We start from the raw sequence: 21,135 nt of genomic DNA, 5'->3' as shown, positions 1-21,135 counted from the left end.
GATTACGGAGGGCTACGCCGGGTTACGGGCGCCAGTTCGCCAGGATGCCGTCGTAGAGCTCGATGTCCGTGAGCTCGCGCGGGGTCGGGCCCGCGTGGAAGAACGACGTGTTGTCGGTCTTCAGTTTGCGGAGGTAGTCGAAGGCCTTGTTGTCGTGCTCGCCGAAGGCGACGAAGGAGAAGTGGACGGAGGGGTGGTTCTTCGCGGCGTCCGTGAGGGACTGGGTGGCCGGGGTCTTGGCGTCGGGGGCGCCGTCCGTCTGGAAGACGACGAAGGCGGGGGCCTTGGCGTCGTGCTCCTTCGTGTGGTGGGCGAGTACGGCTTCGACGGCGGCGTGGTAGCTGGTACGGCCCATGCGGCCGAGGCCGGCGTGGACCTCGTCGATCTTGTTCTCGTGGGCGGTGACGGTGAGGTCGGTGGTGCCGTCGACCTCGGTGGAGAAGAAGACGACGTGGACCGTGGCCTCGGGGTCGAGGTGGGTGGCGAGGGCGAGGGTCTGCTCGGCGAGGGCCTGGGCGGAGCCGTCCTTGTAGTACGGACGCATGGAGGCGGAGCGGTCGAGGACCAGGTACACGTTGGCTCGGGCGCCGGTGAGGGTGTGGTTCTCAAGGGCGGTTCGAGCGGCCTTGTGGGCGGTGGTGAGGGTGGGGGCGAGGGCGATGCCCTCGGCTTCGGCGGCCGTCGGCTCGGCTTCGCCTTCGCCCGAAGCGTTCCCACCCGCACCACCCGTGCGGGTCTCGTTGTCGAGTGCGGGTGGCCCCTGGGGGGCGTCCTCGCCGTCGGCGGCCGCGGGCTCGTCCGCCTCGGCGGTCACCACGGCCTCCGGCGTGACCTCCGCCGACTCCGCCGCTGCTTCTACCTCGGCCTCCGGCTCAACCTCAGCCGCCTGAACCACCGCTTCGGCCTCGACCTCGGGCTCAGCCTCGGCAACGGGCTCGGGCGCGACCTCCGCCACCGGCGTCGGCTCGACCTCGGCGACGACGGGCTCCGGCTCGGCCTCCGCGACGGTCTCCGCCTCCGGCTCGGCGACGGGTTCGGCCTCTGCCACCGGTTCGGGCTCGGCCTCCGCGACGACGGGCTCCGGCTTGGCCTCAGCCTCCGTCTCGGCCACCGGCTCGGCTTCCGCGACGGGCTCCGGGTCGGCCGCCGACTCCGTCTCGGCCACCGCGACCGGCTCCGCATCGGCCTCAGCCACGGGCTCCGGCTCAGCCGCCGGCTCCACCTCGGCTTCCGCGACGGGCTCCGTCTCGGCCACCGGCTCCGTCTCGGCCACCGGCTCTGCCTCGGCGACAGGCTCCGGCTCAGCTGCCGGCTCCGCCTCGGCCTCGGCGACAGGCTCCGGCTCAGCCGCCGGCTCCACCTCGGCTTCCGCGACGGGCTCTGCCTCGGCCACCGGCTCTGCCTCAGCGACAGGCTCCGGCTCAGCCACCGGCTCCGCCTCCACGTCAGCGGGCTCGGCCTCAGCCACAGGCTCGGCCTCAGCCTCAGCCACCGGCCCCGCATCAGCCGTCGGCTCCGTCACCGCGTCCCCCGGCTCTGTCGGCCTCGGGACCGTTACGTTGTTGAAAGCCGCCGAGACCAGTTCGTGCTCGTTGGACGTGGCGGAGCGGGGCTCGGGGACCGACGGGGTCGACGCGGTCGACCGGGTCGTCGGAGTGCCGTTTTCCTGCGAAGGAACTTGCTCCGCACCCTCTGCTTCGGCGGTCCGCTGCTTGCGTGACCGGCCGAATGCGTTCCGCAGGAGAGTGAGAATGCCCATGTGCGCAACCCTTCGCGTGAGTTGTTCCCGTAGATCCCTGGCCAGGACGGACACGTAAGGTTAGCGGCCCCAGGTAGCGATCTTGGGGAGGGTCTCGTACCGCGGTACGTGCCGCTCCGCTCTCGGGGGTTCACTGGAGAGCAAAGTGCGCATCCGGGCGGCCGCTCCGCCATGACCTGCCGTTTCCGGTGTGGTGACGCCGGCCTGTTCGATGTCGCCACGCGCGGCGACCGGCGCGGTGAGCTCAAGCAGTTCCTGACCGTGCCGACCGGCGCCGAGACCTGCGGTCCGATCGTCCAGGAGCGCCGCGTCCTCGTCGCGGTCCAGCACCCGGGCGAGATCGACGGCGCCTCGGTGGAGAAGCCGGCGAGCACCTGGCCGGACGCCCGGGGAAGATCGTCCGCCCGGCCGTCGTCGCCGTGTGGCGCGCGGACGGCGAGGACATCGGGGCCTGAGGCCCCCGCGCGTCAGCGCGGTGACGCGATCGCCCTGGCCGCCGCGACCTCCTGGCGCAGCGGTTCCAGGACGCTGTCCGCCGGACCGGTCAGGTCCGTGCGGACGGCGACGAGCGTCTCCGCCTGACGCACACCCTCGGACAACTCCCGCAGTTGCCGCGAGACTTGGGTGATCTCGGCCGAGGACGGCGGCTCGGCTCCGTGTTTCACGCGGACGCGGGCCGCCGTCGTCGCGTCGATGATGCGTTCCACGGCGACGACCAGCGGCCACCAGGCCGCGGCCCGCCGGCCGGTGGGCGGCGGCTCGGTCAGGGCGCGCTGGAACTCCGTACGGACGACGGAGAGGTCGCGGTACAGACGGCGGCGCATCCGGGCGCGGGCGGCGGGGTCCGCGGCGCTCCCGAAGGCGCTCTCGACGTAGCGCGCGGTGTCCGCCACCGCGTCCGCGAGGCGGTCGCCGACGCGGGTGTGCCAGCTCTCCGGCCACAGCAGATAGCCCGCGATCAGAGCGATCGCGCAGCCCATGAGCGAGTCGACCAGGCGCGGCAGCAGGAGCCCGGTGCCCTGGTGGTTCAGGATGTCCGACAGCAGCAGGATCACCGGGGTGATCGCCGCCGTCTGGTAGCCGTAGCCGCGCGGGGTGAACGCCGGGATCAGGGGCGCGAGGATCATCATCGTCGGTACGTCCCACCAGCCCCGCGGCACCTCCGCGAGCACCGCCGCCGCGATCACGAGCCCGGCGACCGTGCCCAGCGAGCGCAGCAGCGCCCGGGAGAAGACCGAACCGAAGTCGGGCTTGAGGACGAAGGTGATGGTCAGGGCGACCCAGTAGGAGCGCGGGACCGGGATGATCGAGACCAGCACCTGGGCGAGGCCGATGCACAGGGCCAGGCGCAGGCCGTAGCGCCAGGAGTTGGCGGAGAGGGTGACGTTGCGGGCGGCCCGGGCGGTGCGGATGCTCAGGGAGGCCGGGCTGCCCAGGCGGTCGTCGATGCCGCGCGGGTCGACGTCGGGGACGGCCACCACGTCGGCGGCGTGCCGCAGGGCGTGGTCGACGGCCCGGCCGGTCTCGGTGGTGGGGGCCGGCAGGGCGAGACCTATGGGGCCGGCGTAGCCGGTGTCGACGGCGCGGGCGAGGTTCCGTACGGCCTCGGGAACCTCCGGCGCGAGCGGCTGTCCGGCGAGGTGGACCGCCGGTGCCGCCTCCACGACCGGGGTGATCGCGTTCAACTGGGCGAGCAGCCGGGTCAGTTCGGGGCTGCGGCCGTGGTGCCGGGCGCGGTGGGCCAGGATGAGGTCGTAGGACTGGTTCAGGGACTGGGTGACGTCGTAGCGGACCTCGTCGTACCGGCCCGGGTCCCCGCAGGCGGCGAGCAGGTCGGCCACCGTGCGGTAGGCGGCCGCGACCGAGGCCCGTTCCGGCATCCCGGACCGCAGCGGCCAGGCGAGCAGCGCGAGCAGCAGGACGAGCAGGGCGCCGCCGCAGGTCAGCGCCGGGGCCAGCCACCAGGGGCCGGGGAGCGGAAGTCCCGCGCCGATCACCGCGTCGAGCAGCAGCACCAGGCCCGATACGGAGGCCACCGCGCCGATCGTCGAGATCATCCCGGAGACCAGCGCGACTGCGGTGACGACGGCGACGGTGACCCAGCCGTGGCCGTAGAAGAGGGCGCCGAGGGTGATGCCGACGGCGCCGAAGAGTTGGGGGACCGCGATGTTGAGCAGCCGCATGCGGTAGGCGTCGGCGGTGTCGCTGATGACGCCGGACAGCGCGCCCATGGAGGCGAGGGCGCCGTAGGCGGGCCGTCCCGCCGCGAGTCCGACGGCCAGGGGCAGCGCCATGGAGATCGAGGCGCGGGCCATGGCGGGCCAGTTGAGCGGGGCCCGCTGGGGTCGCAGGTTCCGCACCAGCCAGTCGGGAGGGGTCAGGCCGATGGGGAACTCGCGGGACATGCGCCCATTATGACCGGGGCGGTCGCCTTGTTCCGGGTCATCTCCGCTGGTGAAGCGTGAGGTCGACGAGCAGCGCGCGATGGTCGGTCGAGGCCAGGCGCAGGAACCGGGCGTCGCTCGCGGAGAAGTCCCGGGAGACCAGGACGTGGTCGATCTGGGCGCCGATGCCCCCGGCGGTGCGGGCGGGCCAGCTGGGGGTGCGGTCGTGCCCGGCGAGGCGGGCGGCGTCGTGGAGGCCGGTGTCGAGGATGCGGCGGAAGGCGGCGTGGTCCTGGGAGGCGTTGAAGTCGCCGGCCAGGACGGTCGGGGTCCGCCGGTCGGCGGCGCCGAAGTCGCGCAGCCTGCCCAGCTCCCGGCGCCAGAGGCCGACCTGTCCGGGCAGCGGGGGCATGGGGTGGGCGAGTTGCAGGCGCACGTCGTGGCCGCGTACGTCGGCCACGGCACCGGGCATGCCCATGGTGCCGGGGACGCCGTCGGTGCCGCGCAGGGGGTAGCGGCTGAGCAGCATCGAGCCCGCCGAGCCGCCCGCGACGACCTCGCGCCGGTGCGGGTAGGTGTCGCCGAAGTCCCGTTGCAGCGTGGCCTGGCAGGTGTACTCGCACTCCTCGACGAACACCACGTCCGGCTTCCACCGGCGGATCTCGGGGACCAGGGAGCCGGTCCCGTGCCCGAACTCGACGTTCGAGGTCAGTACGCGCAGTTCGGCGAGGGGCGTGCCGTCGGGCTCGGTGCTGTTGCCGTACGGCTCGATGAACCAGGCCAGCGGGGCGAGGGCCACAACCCCCCACACCAGCCCGGTCCACCAGCGTGCGAGCAGCGAGAACAGCAGGGCCGCGCCGGTGGGGACCAGCAGCCAGGGCAGGAAGGCGAGCAGTTGCGGTACGGGGGTGATCCCGTCGGTGCCGGCGGCTCGACAGCCGACGACCACGCTCACGCCGGCGAGCAGCAGTGCGGCGCACCAGGCGGCGAGTCGGCGTCCGGACCCCCGGCGGCTACCGCCCCCGGGTTCCCCGCTCGGCCCGGACGGCCTCGTCCCCGTACCCCGGACGGGCTGGTAGGTCACGTGCACGAGCGTACAGAACCGGGATGTACCGGGTCAGCCACACGCTCAGCGCCACCGCCAGGCCGACCCCCACCAGCAGCCAGGAGACCGTGCGCAGGTCGGCCGTGAGGGCGTCGTAGACGGCGCCGGCGGCCGGGTGCGGGACGTCGGCGGGGAGGTCGGCGAGGGTGAGGCTGCGGCCGACCGCCAGGGCGGCGGCGAGCAGAGCGCCGCCCAGGGCGGTGCCGAGGGCGGTCGCGGCGACGGCGCGGCGGCGGCGGACGGCGAGGGCGATCCCGGTGACGGCGAAGACGACGGCCGCGACGGGGAGCCAGAAGCCGGCGACTTCGAGCACGTGGAAACCCTTCCGGAGGGGGGCCAGTTCGCCCGCCGGGAGCAGGGCGACCGCGGTGTGCTCGACCGGGATGCGGGCGGCGAGCGGCACGTGGTCCCGCTGGAGTTGGCGTTTGACCTGGGCGGTGACGGGGGCGAGGTCGACGGTCACGGCGGTCTCGGCGCCGTCGCGTTCGTCGCGCAGGGCGCGCAGCAGTGCGTCGTGGGCCGCCCGGTTGCCCTCGTCCCAGGCCAGCCGGAAGGCCCGGGTCTGGGTGAAGGACCGCACCGCGTCGCGCACGAAGGGGACGACACTGCCCCGTATCGGGCGGACGTCGTGGACCTTGTGGTCGACCTCGCGCATGATGCCGGCCCCGAGGGCGTCCGCGACGGCGTCCCGCACGTCGGAGTCGCCGGCCAGTGGCGCCATCGCCGTGACGTAGCGGCCGGTGTCGGCGAGCCCGTACGCCGCCCAGGCCGCCAGTGCGCCGAACGGCACGAGGAGGCAGGAGAGGGCGAGCAGCGCCGCCGACAGGGCGCTCCTGAGGCGTGGGGGCACTCTTCCAGGCAAGGCTCTGGGGGCGTGAGGGGCGAGCGGTACGACTCCGTCCGGGTGCAAATGTCAAGCCGAACGGGTAGTACCCGGGGCCTTCCCCCCTGCGGAACTGGGGCTTCCGCTCTCCGGTGGAGCGTTCACCCGAACGGGTGTTTCCTGGTGCTGGGGTGATTCCTGGTGCTGGGGAGAAGGAGAGTCATCATGCGCACCACTGTGGCCCTGCGGACCCTGGCCGCGGCCCTTCTCACCGGCGGCACCCTCGCCGTCGCCGTTCCGGCGGCGGTCGCCGGCGCGCATGCCGACGTCGCGGCACCCGTCGGTCCGGTCCTGGCCGTCGTCGTCTCCCACGACCCGGCCCCGGTGCGGGCCGCGCCCACCGGGTACTCCGCGCTCGTCAACCGGCTCTGGCCGGGGACCCACGTGAGCCTGGCGTGCGAGACCGAGGGACAGACCGTCCACGGCAGCAGGATCTGGTTCCAGCTGTCCGGCGACCGCGGCTGGGTGAGCGCCCACTATGTCGACGCCGGCCACCGGTGGGTGCCGGCCTGCGGTGACACGACCTACTCGGTCACCTCGACGCCGCCGAGCACGAGCGGATGACTCGGCGGCCTGTGAGGGGAACAGGGGAGCGTGTGGGCCCCGGCCGTGATGCCGGGGCCCACACGCACGCTCCGGATCAGCGGATGCGGTGCCCCGTCCCGTCCTCGTGCGTGTAGTAGTGGTAGAACGCCACGATGCCCACCGGGATGGCGAACGCCAGGCCCAGGGCCGTGGACGCCAGCACGGAGTGGCCGCGCCCGCTCAGGCTGAACAGGAAGCCGATCGTGATGCCCGTGAAGGAGGCCCACAGCACCGCGTGCAGTTCGCGCGGCAGCCGTGGGGCCAGCGCCTGCACCCCGAGGTACAGGGCGATGAAGACGATCGTGGTCACGAAGCCGAACAGCACGTTCATGCCGGTGATCGGCCCGCCGTAACGGACGTTGGCGGCGGCCCAGTACCCGTAGACGAGGCCGAGCGCCACCGGTACCGCCCACCGAGCGATCGCGTGGGTCCGCTCGCTGAACAGATGAGGGGGACCGCCGTACCGGGTCACCGCACCGGTCGCCGGAGCCGCATGAGCCATGAGAGCACTCCTCTCGCCTCGCCCCCGCCTACCAGAGCACACCTGGGGGGACGCCCTGGCAAGTCGGCGGACGAGATCGGTCCGGGAGCCGTTCGGGTGCCCGGATGCGGCCCTGGCCGTGGCGTGTTTGGCTGAGGTGCGTGATCGACGACGCACTGCTGCGGCGGCAGGCTCTGCTGCGGATCCGGGGGCACAGTGTCGCGTGGGTCGCGCCGCTGCTGCTGCTCGTGCTGATCACGCTCATCGACTACAACACCAGCGAGAAGTTCCGGATCATCTCCTGGATCGTGCTGGTGCCCGGTATCGCCGCCGCGATCTGCGGGGTGTGGACCACGGCCGCTTTCGCGGTCGTCTCGGTCGTCACCTACATCGTCATGGACAGCACCTACCCCGACGAGTACCAGGCGGGCCTGCCCGACTTCATCCTCGTCGCCCTCGGCGGCGTCCTGGCCACGCTGGCCTGCGCGATCCGGGTGCGCGGCGAGGAGCGCATGCTGCACATGCGGGACATCGCCGAGACCACCCGCCGTACCGTGCTGCGCCCGCTGCCGCCGCGGTGGGCCGGTCTGGAGCACGCGGCCGTGTACCTCTCCGCGGACACCGAGGCCCGCGTCGGCGGCGACTTCTACGACATCCAGTCGAGCCCGCACGGCACCCGGGTGCTCGTCGGCGACGTGCAGGGCAAGGGCCTGGGCGCGGTCGAGGCCGCGGCCGCGCTGCTCGGCACCTTCCGGGAGGCCGGGTACCACGAGCCGGATCTCGCGACCGTCGCCGCCCGCCTGGAGATCCGTATGCTGCGCCACCGCCGGCACACCACCGCGCTCGGCCGGGACGACGGCGACCGGTTCGCCACCGCCGTCCTGATCGGCATCCCGGGGGACGGCTCCGACACCCTCGACATCGTCAACTTCGGCCACGAACCCCCGCTCGCGGTCGGCCCCGACGGCGTGCGCCCCCTGCCGCCCGGCGGCGGCCTCCCCCTCGGCATGGGCGACCTGGCCGAGAACAGGGCCCCGCCGCCCCTGACCCGGTTCCCGCTCGCCCGTGCCGAGACGCTGCTGATGACCACGGACGGCGTGACGGAGGCCCGGGACGGCAACGGGGTGTACTACGCCCTCGACGACGAGGTCGCCCGTGCCGTCGCCGCCGATCCGCGCGCCGCCGCGCCGCGCCGCCTGGTCCGCCTCGTCCGCGACGGCGTCCTGCGGCACAGCGGCGGTCATCTCGGCGACGACACAACGATCTTCGCGATCCGGCGGCTCGAAGAGGGCGCGGAAGAAGGCGGTTTGGGTTCCTGACACCCACCTTTGCAGCCGCAGCGGTTACGGTGCTGCTCTGACCGATCAACGGGATCGACGCCAGCGAGACCGACCCCAGGGGGACCGATGCCCGGAACCGTGCTGCTGCTCGCGGCCTCGCCCATGGGCCGGGGACGCCTGGTGGACGCGGCCTCGGTGCTCCCCGTCCTCGCGGCCGTCGCACCCGCCGTGCTGTCCGGCACGGACACCGCCAACGTGGTCGAACTCGCCGACCCCCTGGAGCCGCAGGCCGTCCTCACCCGGCTGCGCGCCGCCGCGGCCGCACCCGGCCCGCTGACCGTCTTCGTCACCGGCCAGCTCCAGCTCGACCGCCGCCAGCACCTGCCGCACCTGGCACTGGCCCGCACCACGCCGGCCTCCGTCCGCTACACGGGCTTCCCCTGGCACTGGTTCCGCGAGGAGCTGCGGCTGCGTCCCAGCGGCGCGACGACCCTCGTCGTCGACCTGCACGCGGACCCCGAGACCTGGGAGCATCTGCGGTCCCAGCCGCTCGACTCCGGCCGCGGGAACGCCGTTCACGGTCGCATCGCCCCGCCGCCGTCCCGTCGCGGCGTCGCCCAGCCGTCGTACATGAAGGCGGTGGCGACGCTGCTGCGCAGCGGGCACCGGCCGCCGCTGGAGCAACTGCACCAGCAGGTGCTCGCCCGGCTCGGTGCACAGGCGGCGACGAACATCCTGCTGACCGCGCAGGCACCGCAGAGCGGCGACCCGCACGCCGTCATCGCCGCCGCCGTCAAGGCCGGGCGGCACACGGAGGCCGACGCGCTGGCCGCGCAGTGGGAGCGGACCGCCGTACGGGCGCACGGGCCGGGCTCCGAGGACGCCCTGCACTGGGCCGAAGTCCGCGCGGATCTCGCGATGTTCGCGGGCGACCCGGTGCGCAGCTGCCGTACCTGGCTGACGGTCGCCACCGCCCGGCTGGCCGCCGGGCAGGCGCCTCACGCGCCCGCCGTGGAGTCGGCCGTGGACCGCGCGCACCACCAGTGGGGGCGCATCGACGACACAGCGCGGGCCCGTGAACTCGGGCCCGCGCTGGCGGAGTTGAGGCTCAGGGTGCCGGGGCGGAAGCAGGGTGCGCTGGACCATGTCCAGCAGCACCTGCGACAGCTCCAGACCCAGGGCTGAGCGAGCGGGGCCCGAGCGGCCCCGGCGGCCTCAGCCGGTGAAGGTGAAGTACTTCCACCCGCCGTGCGTCGTGGAGTTCACGGAGTCACCGGAGTTGCCCTTGAGGTACGTGGCCCGCACCCGGAAACGCCAGCCGGTGTCGTGGGTGCCGCCCAGTTCCACCCTGGAGACGCCGTCGGAGCCCAGCGGGAAGTACTGCGAGCCGCCGTCGTACCAGGTGCCCTGGTAGTAGACCTGGAACTCCAGGCGCTGCGCGCGGTTCGGGTAGTACGTCATCGTGGTCGTGAACAGCGGGTTCTTCGCCTTGTGGAAGAAGTAGTACGTGTGGCCCCACGTGCTCCGCGTCTTGTACTGCCGGCCGACCGACGTGGACACCTTCACCCGGGTGCCGACCGTGCTGGACGCCGACCGCGGCTGGTAGCGGGCGTCGCCCCCGAACTTCGCGGTGACCTTGGTGTTGCGCCTCAGGTCGATGGTGACGGACAGGTTGCCGTCGGCGTTGACCCGGCCGGACTTCACCAGCTTGTTGGGCTTGTCCGCGCCCGCCGGGTCGGCCCAGATCTCCACCGTGCGGTTCTTGTAGGTGCTCCCCAGGTGGGCCGTGAACTTCACGTCCTTGCCGTAGGAGTACACCTTGCCGTTGTTGTTGACCGACAGCCCCGGCTTGGCGCGGGAGACGTCGACGGTGTCGCTCGCGGAACCCGCGGCGTGGGTGGTGTCACCGGCGTAGCTCACCGTGTACTTGACCTTGCCGCCGGCCGGCGGGGTGTCCGTGAAGGAGTACGTGCCGTCGGCCCGGATGGTCACCGCGGGCAGGGACTTGCCGCGCGGGGAGTCCAGGTCGGTCCGCGTGACCGTGAGCTTCATCCCGGCCGCCAGTGCGACCCTGGAGGTGACCTTGCCCTTGACGGTGAGCTTCTTGGCGCGCGGGGCCGTCGACGGGGCGTTCACCGTGACGGTGGTGACCGCCTTGGTGGGGCCGGCGAGGACGCGCAGGGAGTACGCGCCGTCGCTGTTGTACGACACCGCGAACAGGCGCGAGGCGTCCGGCGCCCAGGCCAGGGCGGAGTCGGCGAGCCGGTCGGTGGTCCGGAAGTCGTACTCCCGCACCGAGGTGTGCGCGCCCGGCTTGAAGACGTAGATGTCCGGCTCGTACGGGCCGTCGATGCCCGCCGCGACCGAGCCGTCCGGGGCGATGTCCACCGCGTTGGCGTAGGCGTCGGAGGGGTACTCCCCGTCCGGTGCCAGGTCGGAGGTGCGGTAGGCGGTGTGGTGGGTCGGCCCCGGGCTGGCCAGGACGACGTCCTTGCCGTCGGGGGTGAGGGTCAGGTCCTTCATGCCGCCGCCGTCCGCGTCCCGCAGCGCGGTGCGCTGGGGCGTGCCCGAGGAGACGTCGTAGGCGGCCAGGTGCTGCGGGGTCCGGCCCGGCTGACCCGCGACGAGGGTGTTCCCGGAGGCGTCCACCATCGGGGCGGCGGTCCAGGCCTCGTCGGGGAAGAAGGACGCCGGCTGCCCCGGGGCGGCCAGGTCGATCGAGCCGATGCCGCCCTGGTCCGCGCCGGGCGCGTAGCCGAACCACAGCTTGCCGCCCGCCTCGGCCAGGTACTTCGGGCTGTACGGCAGGTCGATGTGCCCGACCTCGGTCGTGGAGGCCGTGGCGATGCTGACGAGCGACGGGGGGCCGCCCGCGGAGACGGCCGCGTAGACGGTGTCGGAGTCGGCCGACAGTTCGAGGTCGGTGACCCCCTTCAGCGAGGTCAGCTGCTTGACGACCTGGCCGGCGTAGTCGGTGACGACGATCTTGCCGTTGTCCGGGTCGCTGATGAAGACCCGCTGGTGCTCGCCGTCCACCACGACGTCGCCGACCGACTTGATCGGCAGGGCGGTGGTGGTGTCGGCGAACGCCGGAGTGGCGGTGAGGGCCGCCGAGCTGATGAGGACCGCCAGGGTGGTGGCAGCCGTGAGAGTGCGCTTACGCACGCTGATTCGAACCCCCCGGATCGAATGTGGGCATGGGGTGCCACGGGCACGGCTGTTGTGTGTGTCCCCTGTGGGCCGTGTGTGGCGGGTGGGTGAAGTCGGTGAAGACGATGCAGACTATGTCGCTGACACTAGGTCATGCCACTGACAAAAGAGCCAGCGCCCCCGAGACGAGGGTCCGCACTCCTGGGGCGACCGTGGACAGGTCGGGCGCGAAGCGGGGGCTGTGGTTGCTCGGCACCGACGCGAACTTCTCCGGGAAGCCGTCGCCGGGCGCCTGCTCCCACACGTCGGCGGGCGTGGTCGTCACGAACCAGTAGGAGTACGGGATCGAACCCAGCGCCAGCACCGGGAAGTCCTCGCTGCCCATCGCCGGGCCCGGGTCGAAGACCGTCGCCGCGCCGAACACCTCGCCGTGCACGGCGGCGACGAGGCCGTCGGTCCCGGAGTCGTTGACCGTCACCGGGAAGGTGGTGCCGACGGTCACCTCCGGCTCGCGCGGGCAGCCGGCGGCCAGGCACTCGCCCCGCGCGACGCGCCGGATCGCGGCGAGCATCCGCTGCCGCACCTCCTCCGACTGCGTGCGCAGGTTGACGGCGATCCGGGCCTCGGACGGGATGATGTTGTGCCGGGTGCCGGCCTCGATACGGCCCACCGTGAGCACGGCCGACTCCTTGGCGGCGATCTCGCGGGAGACGACGGTCTGCAGCCGGGTGACCAGGTAGGCGGCGGTCACCACCGGGTCCACGGTCGACTCGGGACGCGAGCCGTGCCCGCCCCGCCCGTGCACGACGATGTCGACGTCCGTCGAGGCGGACATGATCAGGCCCGGGATGTGCGGGTAGAACCCGGCGGGCCCCGGGGCCGCGTGCTGTCCCAGCAGCACGTCGGGGCGCCCGAACCGCTCGTACAGACCGTCCTCGACCATGTTCCGGGCCCCCTGCCCGGCCTCCTCCGCGGGCTGTCCGACCGCCAGCAGCGTGCCCGACCAGGTGTCCCGCCCGTCGGCCAGCGCGCGGGCCGCGCCCGCCAGCCAGGTCACGTGCAGGTCGTGCCCGCAGGCGTGCATCACGCCGTCCGTCCGGGAGGCGTACGGCAGCCCGGTCTCCTCCCGCACCGGCAGCGCGTCCATGTCGGCGCGCAGCAGCACGGTCGGGCCGTCCCCGTTGCGCAGCACCCCGGCGACACCGGTGCCGCCGATCCCCTCGGTCGTCTCGAACCCGGCGTCCCCCAGCCGGCCGGCGAGCTTCCCGGCGGTGCGGTGCTCGCGCAGCGACAGCTCCGGGTGCCGGTGCAGGTCGCGGTAGAAGTCCTCCAGGTCCGGGACCGGGAGGCCGGCGGTGAGGTCCAGCGCGGTACGAGCGGCGGCAGAGGTCACGGGCCCAGCGTAGAGGCCGCCCGCCGGGCTCGGGCCGTGCCGGGCGAACTGCCCGGCACGGGGCGGCTCACCAGCGGTGCGTGGCGTGCTGGGCCGTGGGGGCGGCCGGTCTTTCCTGGGCCGCGCGGGCCGGGCCCGCGTTCGCCGCCGTGATCAGGGCGGCCACGGCCACCACGGCGGCGGTCAGGCCTCTGACCGCCGGCGTTCCGCCGATCGCGGGACGTCGGAAGTGGGAGAGTGCGGTGGGGCGTGCGGATGTGCGTCCGAGCACGGCGACCTCGCAACAACAGCGACGTATTAAGCATGCTTAATGCGCCGTTTAACCTAGGGGCAGTCGGTGCCGAACGGCAAGAGGTCCAGGGCGAGTTGGGGGCAGTCCGGAATGCAGGAGCGGGACGATCCGGAGACCGTCGGGCGACGGGTGCAGCAGCTGCGGACGCAACGGGGTCTGACCCAGCGCCAGTTGGCCGAGCCCGCCTACACGCCGGCCTACATCTCCACCCTGGAGGCGGGACGGGTGCGGGCCTCCGACGACGCGCTGCGGCACATCGCCGGACGGCTCGGCGTCGCCTTCGAGGAACTGGCCGTGGGACGGCCCGCACACCTCGCCACCGATCTGCGGCTGCGGCTGACCGAGGCCCAGCGCACCCTGGCCACCGGCGCCGCCGAGGAGGCGGCCGGGCAGTACGCCGCGCTGTTCGCGGAGGCGGAGCGGTACGGGCTGATGTGCGAGCAGGCCACCGCCCTGCTCGGGCTCGGCGAGTGCGCCCTCGACACCGGTGATCTGGTGGAGGCGCGGGGGTACTTCGAGCGGGCCGAGGAACGGACGGCCGGGGAGCCGCTGCCGATGCGGGTACCCGCCCTGCGGGGCCGCGCCGTCTCCCACTACCTCGCCGGTGAACTCCGCTACGCCGTCTACCTGCTGGAGTCGGCCCTGGACGAGCTGAACCGCGGCGGGCTGCACGATCCCGACGCGCTGCTCCTCCTCTACGCCAGCGTCATCGGGCCCTACATGGACATGGGCGCCCCCGCGCGGGCGGCGAAGGCCGCCGAGTTCGCCCTGGCCCTCGCCCCGCAGGTCGGCGACCCGGCGCTGGTCGCCCGTATGCACCGCTCCGTCGCCCGCACCCTGCTCGCCGAGGGCCGGGTCGCCGAGGCCGACGCCTCGCTGGCCAAGGCGGCCGAGCTGTACCGCCAGCTCCAGCTGCGCACCGAGCTCGCCAACTGCCACTGGATGCGCGGCTACGTCTACGCCCAGGACGGCGAACTGGAGCGCGCCGAGGCCGAGTTGCGCGAGGCGCTGGCCATGCTCTCGGCCACCCGCGCCGCCCTGTACCGCAGCCAGGCCGCCGTGGAGCTCGCCGACGTCCTGCACCGGCGGGGCAAGTCGGCGGAGGCGGCCGCGCTGCTGGAGGAGGTCCTGGCGGACCTCTCGCCCGAGCGGGGCGCCCTGCACGCGGCCGCCGCGCACCGGCTGCTCGGCATCATCGCCGAGGACGGCCGGGACACCGAGGCCGCCGAGGAGCACTACGTACGGGCGCTGAGCCTGCTGGAGCGGGCCGGCGCGGCCGGGGACCTGGCCGACCTGTGCCGGCTGCTCGGTGACCTGCTGCGCCGCACCGGCCGGGTGGAGGCCGCCCTGGACGCCTACCGCACCGGCCTCGGCCACCGCACGGCCCCGGGCACCACGACCCTGGGACCCGCGCCCGCACAACCCCCTCTGTGACCGCGGGACCGTTTCGGCCCCGGTGCGGCGGGTAGTCGGGAAGCCCCAGGGCGGGAGCCTGCGCCAGGGCTTCCACGACCACGCATGCACCGGTGCTGAAGGAGGCGGTGGACATGCATCGGGTCGCCGAAGCCATCGCCGAACGGCTGCGGGGTGTGCCGTCCCGGGACGTGCCCGCGCGGCTGTGCGGCCTCGCGGTGGAACTGCTGCCCGTCGTCGGAGCGAGCGTCTCGCTGTGCGGCTGGGGACTGCCCCTGCGGGTCGGGGCGAGCGACGCCGCGGCGGCCGGCCTGGCGGAGACACAGGCCACGCTGGGCGACGGGCCGTGCGTGTCCGCCGTCCACCACATCGCGCCCGTGCTCGCCCGGGACCTCACCGCGGGCCGGGACGCGCGCCGCTGGCCGGTGTTCGCCCAGCAGGCGACGGCCGCCGGGGTGCGGGCCGCCTACTCGATCCCGCTGGGCAGCGGGACGGTGTGCCTGGGCACGCTCGACCTGTACGGCGCCGAGCCCGGTGAACTGTTCGACGCCGACCTGCGCACCGCCCGGCTGCTGGCGGCCATGGTGACCCTCGCCCTGGTCGCCCTTCCCCGCGCGCCGGAGGGCACCGGCCCCCGCACGGCCTGGTTGAACGGCCTAGCCGCCGACCACGACGAGATCCCCCAGGCCGTCGGCATGATCATGGCTCAGCTGAGGGTCCCTCCGGACGAGGCGCTGGACCTGCTGCGCGCACACGCGTTCGCGTGCGGCCGTACGGCGCTGGAGGTGGCGCACGACATGGTCCGCCGCCGCACCTGTCTCGACCGGGTGTGAGGCGGCCAGGGGCGTCAGGCCAGCGCCCTGCCCCGTTCACGGATCTGGGCCAGGCGCTGGGTTCCCACTTCGAGCGCCTGGCGGGTGGCGTCCGCGGGCAGCTCGCCGAGGGCGCCGTCGGTGAGGACGATCGCGTCGTCGCCGGCGAGGACGACCGCCACGTCCATGGTGAGGATCGTCGGCTGCTCGTCCTCGTTCGCCTGTCCGGTCAGCGTGACCCGCAGCCCCTGGCGGTCGTCCCCGACCTGCGGCAGCTGGATCTCGGAGACCTGGACGGACTGCAGGCCCGCCACGGTGGTGGCCGCCGTGAACTGGGTGCACGCCCCCGGCAGCGTCCGCAGCCAGGTCAGCGTGCGCTCCGCGTCCGCGCGGCGATGGGCGGCGACCCGGTAGCGCAGCTGCGCCTGGTCGTCGCCGTCGTCGAGGGAGGTCACGGCGGACGTCCCCGACGGCTCGCCGAGCAGTTCGTCGGCGTACAGAGCGTCGAGCAGCCGCTGGCACTCGGGGACGTTGGTGACCGCTTTCAGTAGCCCGTCCCGCCAGGTGGCGATCCCCTCGGTCGGGCCCCACGGCGCCCCGAGATCGGCCTCGGTGATCAGCGCGGCCCGGGCCTGGGCCTGGGTGAGGGCGGGCTTGGCGCCCGGGGACGCCTGAGGTGCCTGCTCGGCCGCCGGGGAGCCGGGCACGCGCCGCGCCACCCTGTCCGGGACGCTGCCCAGACAGCCGGAGACGGTGACCAGCGCGGCGACGGTGAGCGCGGAGGCGGCGAGGAGGCGGGCCGGGGGTACTGGCATGACGGGGCCCTCCTGGGCGTGCTGGTGACCTGGGTACGTGCTCTCACGGCACCACCGCCCCGCCCCGCCCACCAGCGCTCCGGTCCGTCCGGGTGATCCCGGTGCCCCGGTCGGCGGCCCGCCGCGCCTCGCGCCGGTCAACGGCGCCCCGGCCTTGTGCGGCACCGCCCTGTGGGACTGAGTGCCGCATAAGGTCGGGGCGGGGACTTCAGGGTCCCGAGGGACGAGGGAAGGAGCCCCGCCGTGGCCGAACGGACGACGCGCATCCCCGTGATCATCGACTGCGACACCGGCGTCGACGACGCCCTGGCCCTGCTGTTCGCCGTCCGCCACCCGGGCCTTGACCTGCGGGCGGTCACCTGTGTCGCCGGGAACACCGACGTGGACGGCGTGGTGCGCAACACGCTGCGGGTACTGGAGCGGGCCGGGGCCCCGGAGATCCCGGTCGCCCGGGGTGCCGAGCGGCCGCTGCTGGAACCGGCCCGCTCGGCCCGGCATGTGCACGGGGCGGACGGGATGGGCGACCTCGGGCTGCCCGATCCGGCCCGGGCGCCGGTCGACGTGGACGCGGTCACGCTGCTGCGCCGCGAGATCCTCGCCTCGCCGCGCCCGGTCACGCTCGTGCCGACCGCCCCGCTCACCAACATCGCGCTGCTGCTGCGCACCCACCCGGAGGTGACCCGCAACGTCGAGCGGATCGTGTTCATGGGCGGCGCGGTGAGCACCGGGAACGCCACGCCGGTCGCGGAGTTCAACGTCTGGCACGACCCGGAGGCGGCCGCGATCCTGCTCACCGCCGGGGTGCCGATCACCATGTACGGGCTCGACGTGTTCACCCGGGTCCTCGTGCCGGGCGTGGAGGTACGGCGACTGCGCGCGAGCGTGGAACCGGGCGCCCGCCTGGCCGGGGACCTGCTCGCCCACCGGCCCGCCGGCCCCGAGCCCGACGGCGACGACCCGGCCGGCGGCCTCGGTGACGCCGGTGCGGTGTGCGCGGTCGCCGACCCGGCCGGCCTCACCACCCGGCTGCTGCCGGTCGAGGTCTCCCTCGCCCCGGGCCCGACCCGCGGCCAGACGGTCGTCGACCGCCGCGCCCGCCCCGGCGAGTCCGAGATCCACGAGGGCGCCCGCGAACAGGCCCTGGTGAACGTGGCGTTGGACGTGGACGTCGACCGCTACGTGAAGCTGTGGCTGGAGACGGTGGAGCGGGTCTAGCGCCTGGTGAAGCCGGCGGCCGCAGAAAGGCGAACGCCCCGGAGCGGGGGATCTCCGGGGCGTACAGGGGGCACCCCCAAGATCGCCGCGTCCCCGCTCGGGTCGGCCGGTCCGCACCGTTCGTCACGGCCGGCCCGATACAAACGACACCCCCTAACCGACCGTCGGGCTCGGGCTGGGGAGGGTGGCCCCGCCTTGGCCTCCGGTGGTGTTGGCTCCGCCTCCGGTGCTCGCCCCGCCGCCCTTGCCGCCGGCGATGCCGTCGATGTCCACCGGGGTGGAGGTGGCGTTCGGCGGCGGGGTGAGGACCACCTCGGGCTGCCCGGCGGGCGGCGGCGGCGGGGTCACGTCGGTGTCGGGCAGCTTCGGCGGGGTGGTCTGCTGGAAGAGGGTCTGGTCGAAGTCGACCAGACCGGTCTTCTCCATCACCGTGATGTGGTCGAGCACGGTGTCGTTGGCCTGGTCGGCCAGGGCGCGTACGAGCGTGTTCTTGGTGGTGGACCGGATCTTCGCCACCGTGTTGAAGATCGAACCGTGCGTCATGCGCAGGATGTTGGCGAAGTCCGTGTCGAACTTCTTGCCGCTGTCCGCCTTCAGGGTGTTGACGAAGCCCTCCTGCTGCGGACTCGCGATGTTGGGCAGCGTGATGTTCAGCATGGGCGCGATCTTGCGGCAGGTGGTGTCCAGCGCGGCGTGCCCGTCGATGAGGTGCCGGCTCGCGATGAGGACCCCCTTCGAGGTGCCCTTCTGCAGGCCGATCTGCCCGACCGGGTACTCCCACAGCCCCGCCGCCCGCACCTTCACGACGAAGTCGCGGTCCCCCTCGGTCAACGGCCCCCACTGGGTCTGGGCGATGACCCGGTCCGGCGAACTGGAGACCTTGGTGACCCCGAGCATGCTCGGGTAGACGAGTGCTCCGAGGGTCAGGCTCAGGGCACCGCCCACGAAGAGAGTTCCCGTCGCGTTCCGCGAAAAGCGCACCGTAGCTCCTGCCCGGTCGGGGTCCCGTCTCAAGACGGTTCGGACGCACAGCAGTACGGACGAGGAAGCCGCGGAATTCATTTGGTTCGGTAAAAAGTCCCGGCGCGCTCGTGGACAAACGTTGACCGCTTCGGGGGAGAGTCCGGGTGGACCACCGCCCTAGATTCGCCGCATGCCCCCACAGCCCCCCTCCCCCAGAGTCCCCGGCGTGCTCCCCGTCCTCCCCTACCGCAAGCCCACCAAGGGACGGGACTACTGGGTGCTCGACAACGTCCTGCCGGACGTGGACGCCGTACGCGAGCGGTGCCTGGCCAAGGACGACTGGGTCCAGGGATACCCGTACACGCAGGAGACCTGGCCGGGACTGCGGGCCATGCCGGGCCTTGAGCCCGAGGAACTGGAGTGCGTCGAGGGGCTGGTGAGGAAGGCCACGGGCGCCAAGCAGCTGTGGGTGCAGCAGGCGCCCGGCGGCGGCACCCTCAACCACAACTGCGTGCAGGTGGTGGGGGAAGGGGAGAGCGAGCCCCGGCCGCACACCGACTCCCGCGCGCTGTGCCGGTACGCCGCCGTGCTCTACCTCAACCCCGGTGTCCCGAAGGACTGCGGGACCAGCTTCTTCCGGCAGTCGCTGCCGGGCGGCCGGCTCGGCGGCAATGTCGTCCAGGCCCCGCACAACAACCTCGTCGAGGCCCTCGGGACGCGTTTCGTCGCGCCCGACGCCTTCGAGGAGGACGTACGCGTCCCCCACAAGTACAACCGCCTGCTGCTCTACAACGCCAACCTCGTGCACAGCGCGACCGGTTACTCCGGCAGGACGCTGGAGGAGAAGCGCATGACGGCGGTGTTCTTCTGGATGGCCTGAGCCCGTCCGGTCCCGCCGGGACGCTGCGCGCTCAGTAGCGCAGCGCCCTGGCGACCTCCGCCTTCACCTGGCCCGTCAGGTTGCGGTTGCTGGTGGCCGTGGCCTTCCCGGTCTGGCCGGCCGCCACCTTGGAGACCGTGACGACGGTCGTGTCGAGCAGATTGCCGCTGGTGTCGGTGAAGTTGACCTGCACGGCGAAGGACTTGGCGGCATCGGCCGTGTTCTTCGCGGTGACGTCCACCGTCGCGCGGCCGCCGGTGGCCGTGGTCGGCGTGCCGAGCTTGACGTCGTCCTTGGCCTGGGCCCCCTTCTTCACCTCGTCGAGCCGCCGCTTGGCCTCCGCCGACGCGGACGCGAGCGCGTCGGTGCCCTTCGAGGCGAGGGACGACGCGGCCGAGGCGGCCTTGCTCACGGCGGCCGACGCGGCCTTGCTGGCGTCGGGCGCCGCGCTGCTGTCGCCCGAGCAGCCGCTCAGTCCCGCACCCGCCGCCACCGCCGCCAACACGGCCAGCGCCGCGCCCTTTCGGTAACCCGCCATCGTTCGCCTCCATCGGTTCCGCTCCGCCCGGCTGTCCCTCCCAGTCAAGATCGGGACCCGGGCGCGCGCATGTCGGGTTCATCCGTTCGGCGCAAGCCCCGTGGTGGCCGGGCAGCGCGGGCCGGATCGTCGTAACCACGACGGAGTACGAGTCGGGAGGTACGGACATGACTCAGCAGGCGCACCCGGGGAAGCCGACGCCGTCGGTCCCCAACCCCCTGGCCTCGGGCGGGGTGGTCTTCGCGGGCGTTCTGATGGCGGTGTACGGCTTCCTGGCGATCCTGCAGGGCATCTCCGCGATCGCCGCCGACGACGTGTGGAGCCACATCGGCTCCTATGTCTACAAGATCAACCTCACCGGGTGGGGCTGGATCCTGCTCATCGTGGGCGCCGTCGCCGCCGTCACCGGCGCGTTCATCCTGAAGGGCGCCGCGTGGGCGCGGGCCGTCGGCATCGGGCTGGCGGCGCTCAGCATCATCGTCCAGTTCCTGTTCCTGCCGTACGCGCCCGTCTGGGCGATCATCATGATCGGCATCGACATCTTCGTGATCTGGGCGCTCGCGGTGTACCGGCCGGAGTGGGGCGACGCGGCCTGACCGCGTGCGCCGGACTCCCCGGCGGGCTCCCCGGCGGGCTCCCCCGTCCGGGCGGGGCCGCCCCAGGCCAGTGGGGCAGCCCCGTCGGTTCCCCCCGTGAGTCGGTCGGTTCAGCACCAGTGGGACCAGTCGGACCGGGACTAGGAGTGGGAGCGGCTCTGCGCCTCGGCCTCGGCTATGGCCTCGGCCTCGCTCTCGCCCACCGCGATGGCGGCGATGCCGAGCGCCTGGGCCAGGTGGTCGGCGGCGGACATGACCCGTGCGGTACCCACGACGGGGGCGATCGCCACGAGCACGTCCTGCACCTGCTCGATCGTCAGGTCCGCCTTCATCGCGGGGTCCAGGTGGGCGAGGTAGGAGATCGCCGGGGCGTCCATGGCCACGAGGGCGGCGATGCGGGTGAGGATGAGCGTCCCCGTGTCCATCCCGCAGCGTTCGATGGAGTCGATGGTCATGGCGGCGAGCGTGTCGAGAACGGGAGCGTCTGATGCGGTGGCCATGTCGGGACCGCCTTCCGATGTGCGCCGGGCTGATTGCCCCTTCACCGTAGGAGCGAGGAGGGCACTCGCTGCTCACCCGGCGCGGGTGAGG

General features: G+C 73.3%; 20 protein-coding genes and 1 pseudogene. 9 read left to right on the top strand and 12 right to left on the bottom strand.

The window, feature by feature from the left end; translation table 11 throughout:
* Window positions 1-22 precede the first annotated feature (22 nt).
* Complete coding sequence (locus ACWGKT_RS38335) at window positions 23-1,759, bottom strand: VWA domain-containing protein (protein ID WP_453277283.1); 1,737 nt, start codon at window positions 1,757-1,759, stop codon at window positions 23-25.
* Window positions 1,760-1,960: 201 nt separating this feature from the next.
* On the opposite strand from ACWGKT_RS38335, the pseudogene ACWGKT_RS38330 reads away from it, so the two are divergent.
* Window positions 1,961-2,214, top strand: a pseudogene (locus ACWGKT_RS38330) (alkaline phosphatase PhoX); the annotation flags it as partial.
* A gap of 12 nt (window positions 2,215-2,226) precedes the next feature.
* Here the strand turns inward: ACWGKT_RS38330 and ACWGKT_RS38325 are convergent.
* Genes ACWGKT_RS38325 through ACWGKT_RS38315 form a run of 3 tightly spaced genes read right to left on the bottom strand, consistent with a single transcriptional unit; the run spans window position 2,227 to window position 6,098 of the window.
* Complete coding sequence (locus ACWGKT_RS38325) at window positions 2,227-4,164, bottom strand: FUSC family protein (RefSeq protein WP_453277282.1); 1,938 nt, start codon at window positions 4,162-4,164, stop codon at window positions 2,227-2,229.
* A gap of 37 nt (window positions 4,165-4,201) precedes the next feature.
* Entirely contained in the window at window positions 4,202-5,227 is a 1,026-nt protein-coding gene (locus ACWGKT_RS38320) for an endonuclease/exonuclease/phosphatase family protein (protein WP_453277281.1), read from the bottom strand.
* A complete protein-coding gene (locus ACWGKT_RS38315) occupies window positions 5,157-6,098 on the bottom strand; it encodes a hypothetical protein (RefSeq protein WP_453277280.1) in 942 nt (313 codons plus the stop codon). The genes ACWGKT_RS38320 and ACWGKT_RS38315 overlap by 71 nt, the downstream gene beginning before the upstream one ends.
* A 198-nt stretch (window positions 6,099-6,296) precedes the next feature.
* On the opposite strand from ACWGKT_RS38315, the gene ACWGKT_RS38310 reads away from it, so the two are divergent.
* Entirely contained in the window at window positions 6,297-6,695 is a 399-nt protein-coding gene (locus ACWGKT_RS38310; protein WP_453277279.1) for an SH3 domain-containing protein, read from the top strand.
* A 76-nt stretch (window positions 6,696-6,771) separates the two neighbouring features.
* Here ACWGKT_RS38310 and ACWGKT_RS38305 read toward each other — a convergent pair whose 3' ends face one another.
* Window positions 6,772-7,218, bottom strand: coding sequence for a hypothetical protein (locus ACWGKT_RS38305; RefSeq protein ID WP_356149524.1), 447 nt, complete (start codon window positions 7,216-7,218; stop codon window positions 6,772-6,774).
* Window positions 7,219-7,322: 104 nt separating this feature from the next.
* On the opposite strand from ACWGKT_RS38305, the gene ACWGKT_RS38300 reads away from it, so the two are divergent.
* Together ACWGKT_RS38300 and ACWGKT_RS38295 are read left to right on the top strand one after the other, a co-directional pair.
* Entirely contained in the window at window positions 7,323-8,516 is a 1,194-nt protein-coding gene (locus ACWGKT_RS38300; RefSeq protein WP_453277278.1) for a PP2C family protein-serine/threonine phosphatase, read from the top strand.
* Window positions 8,517-8,603: 87 nt separating this feature from the next.
* Complete coding sequence (locus tag ACWGKT_RS38295) at window positions 8,604-9,662, top strand: hypothetical protein (RefSeq protein ID WP_453277277.1); 1,059 nt, start codon at window positions 8,604-8,606, stop codon at window positions 9,660-9,662.
* A 30-nt stretch (window positions 9,663-9,692) separates the two neighbouring features.
* Here ACWGKT_RS38295 and ACWGKT_RS38290 read toward each other — a convergent pair whose 3' ends face one another.
* From ACWGKT_RS38290 to ACWGKT_RS38280, 3 genes are all read right to left on the bottom strand, one after another.
* The gene (locus ACWGKT_RS38290; protein ID WP_453277276.1) at window positions 9,693-11,642 is read right to left on the bottom strand and encodes a YncE family protein; all 1,950 of its coding nucleotides are present in this window, start codon (window positions 11,640-11,642) and stop codon (window positions 9,693-9,695) included.
* 136 nt (window positions 11,643-11,778) lie between these two features.
* A complete protein-coding gene (locus ACWGKT_RS38285) occupies window positions 11,779-13,020 on the bottom strand; it encodes an amidohydrolase (protein ID WP_235457341.1) in 1,242 nt (413 codons plus the stop codon).
* Window positions 13,021-13,087: 67 nt separating this feature from the next.
* Window positions 13,088-13,291 carry a hypothetical protein gene (locus tag ACWGKT_RS38280; protein WP_356149546.1) on the bottom strand — a complete coding sequence of 68 codons (204 nt, stop codon included), beginning with the start codon at window positions 13,289-13,291 and terminating at the stop codon, window positions 13,088-13,090.
* A gap of 111 nt (window positions 13,292-13,402) precedes the next feature.
* Between ACWGKT_RS38280 and ACWGKT_RS38275 the strand changes: the two genes are divergently transcribed.
* Window positions 13,403-14,746 carry a tetratricopeptide repeat protein gene (locus ACWGKT_RS38275; RefSeq protein WP_453277292.1) on the top strand — a complete coding sequence of 448 codons (1,344 nt, stop codon included), beginning with the start codon at window positions 13,403-13,405 and terminating at the stop codon, window positions 14,744-14,746.
* 113 nt (window positions 14,747-14,859) lie between these two features.
* Window positions 14,860-15,558, top strand: a complete 699-nt coding sequence (locus ACWGKT_RS38270; protein WP_453277275.1) for a GAF and ANTAR domain-containing protein — start codon at window positions 14,860-14,862, stop codon at window positions 15,556-15,558.
* Window positions 15,559-15,572: 14 nt separating this feature from the next.
* Here the strand turns inward: ACWGKT_RS38270 and ACWGKT_RS38265 are convergent, their stop codons facing one another.
* Complete coding sequence (locus ACWGKT_RS38265; protein ID WP_453277274.1) at window positions 15,573-16,352, bottom strand: hypothetical protein; 780 nt, start codon at window positions 16,350-16,352, stop codon at window positions 15,573-15,575.
* Between the two features lie 243 nt (window positions 16,353-16,595).
* Between ACWGKT_RS38265 and ACWGKT_RS38260 the strand changes: the two genes are divergently transcribed.
* Window positions 16,596-17,567: a nucleoside hydrolase gene (locus tag ACWGKT_RS38260; RefSeq protein ID WP_453277273.1), complete on the top strand. Its 972-nt coding sequence runs from the start codon at window positions 16,596-16,598 to the stop codon at window positions 17,565-17,567.
* Between the two features lie 153 nt (window positions 17,568-17,720).
* On the opposite strand, the gene ACWGKT_RS38255 is transcribed toward ACWGKT_RS38260, so the two are convergent.
* Window positions 17,721-18,512 carry a DUF4142 domain-containing protein gene (locus tag ACWGKT_RS38255; protein WP_453277291.1) on the bottom strand — a complete coding sequence of 264 codons (792 nt, stop codon included), beginning with the start codon at window positions 18,510-18,512 and terminating at the stop codon, window positions 17,721-17,723.
* Window positions 18,513-18,720: 208 nt separating this feature from the next.
* On the opposite strand from ACWGKT_RS38255, the gene ACWGKT_RS38250 reads away from it, so the two are divergent.
* Window positions 18,721-19,410: a DUF6445 family protein gene (locus ACWGKT_RS38250; RefSeq protein ID WP_453277272.1), complete on the top strand. Its 690-nt coding sequence runs from the start codon at window positions 18,721-18,723 to the stop codon at window positions 19,408-19,410.
* 31 nt (window positions 19,411-19,441) lie between these two features.
* Here the strand turns inward: ACWGKT_RS38250 and ACWGKT_RS38245 are convergent, their stop codons facing one another.
* A complete protein-coding gene (locus tag ACWGKT_RS38245) occupies window positions 19,442-19,948 on the bottom strand; it encodes an FxLYD domain-containing protein (RefSeq protein WP_453277271.1) in 507 nt (168 codons plus the stop codon).
* A 167-nt stretch (window positions 19,949-20,115) separates the two neighbouring features.
* Between ACWGKT_RS38245 and ACWGKT_RS38240 the strand changes: the two genes are divergently transcribed.
* Window positions 20,116-20,544 (top strand): DUF7144 family membrane protein, encoded by a 429-nt coding sequence (locus ACWGKT_RS38240; protein ID WP_453277270.1) that lies wholly within the window; start codon window positions 20,116-20,118, stop codon window positions 20,542-20,544.
* Window positions 20,545-20,684: 140 nt separating this feature from the next.
* Here ACWGKT_RS38240 and ACWGKT_RS38235 read toward each other — a convergent pair whose 3' ends face one another.
* A complete protein-coding gene (locus ACWGKT_RS38235) occupies window positions 20,685-21,044 on the bottom strand; it encodes a carboxymuconolactone decarboxylase (RefSeq protein ID WP_453277269.1) in 360 nt (119 codons plus the stop codon).
* Window positions 21,045-21,135 lie beyond the last annotated feature (91 nt).

The organism is Streptomyces sp. NPDC054794, assembly GCF_053611585.1.
This window is presented reverse-complemented; position numbering and strand designations above follow the sequence as displayed.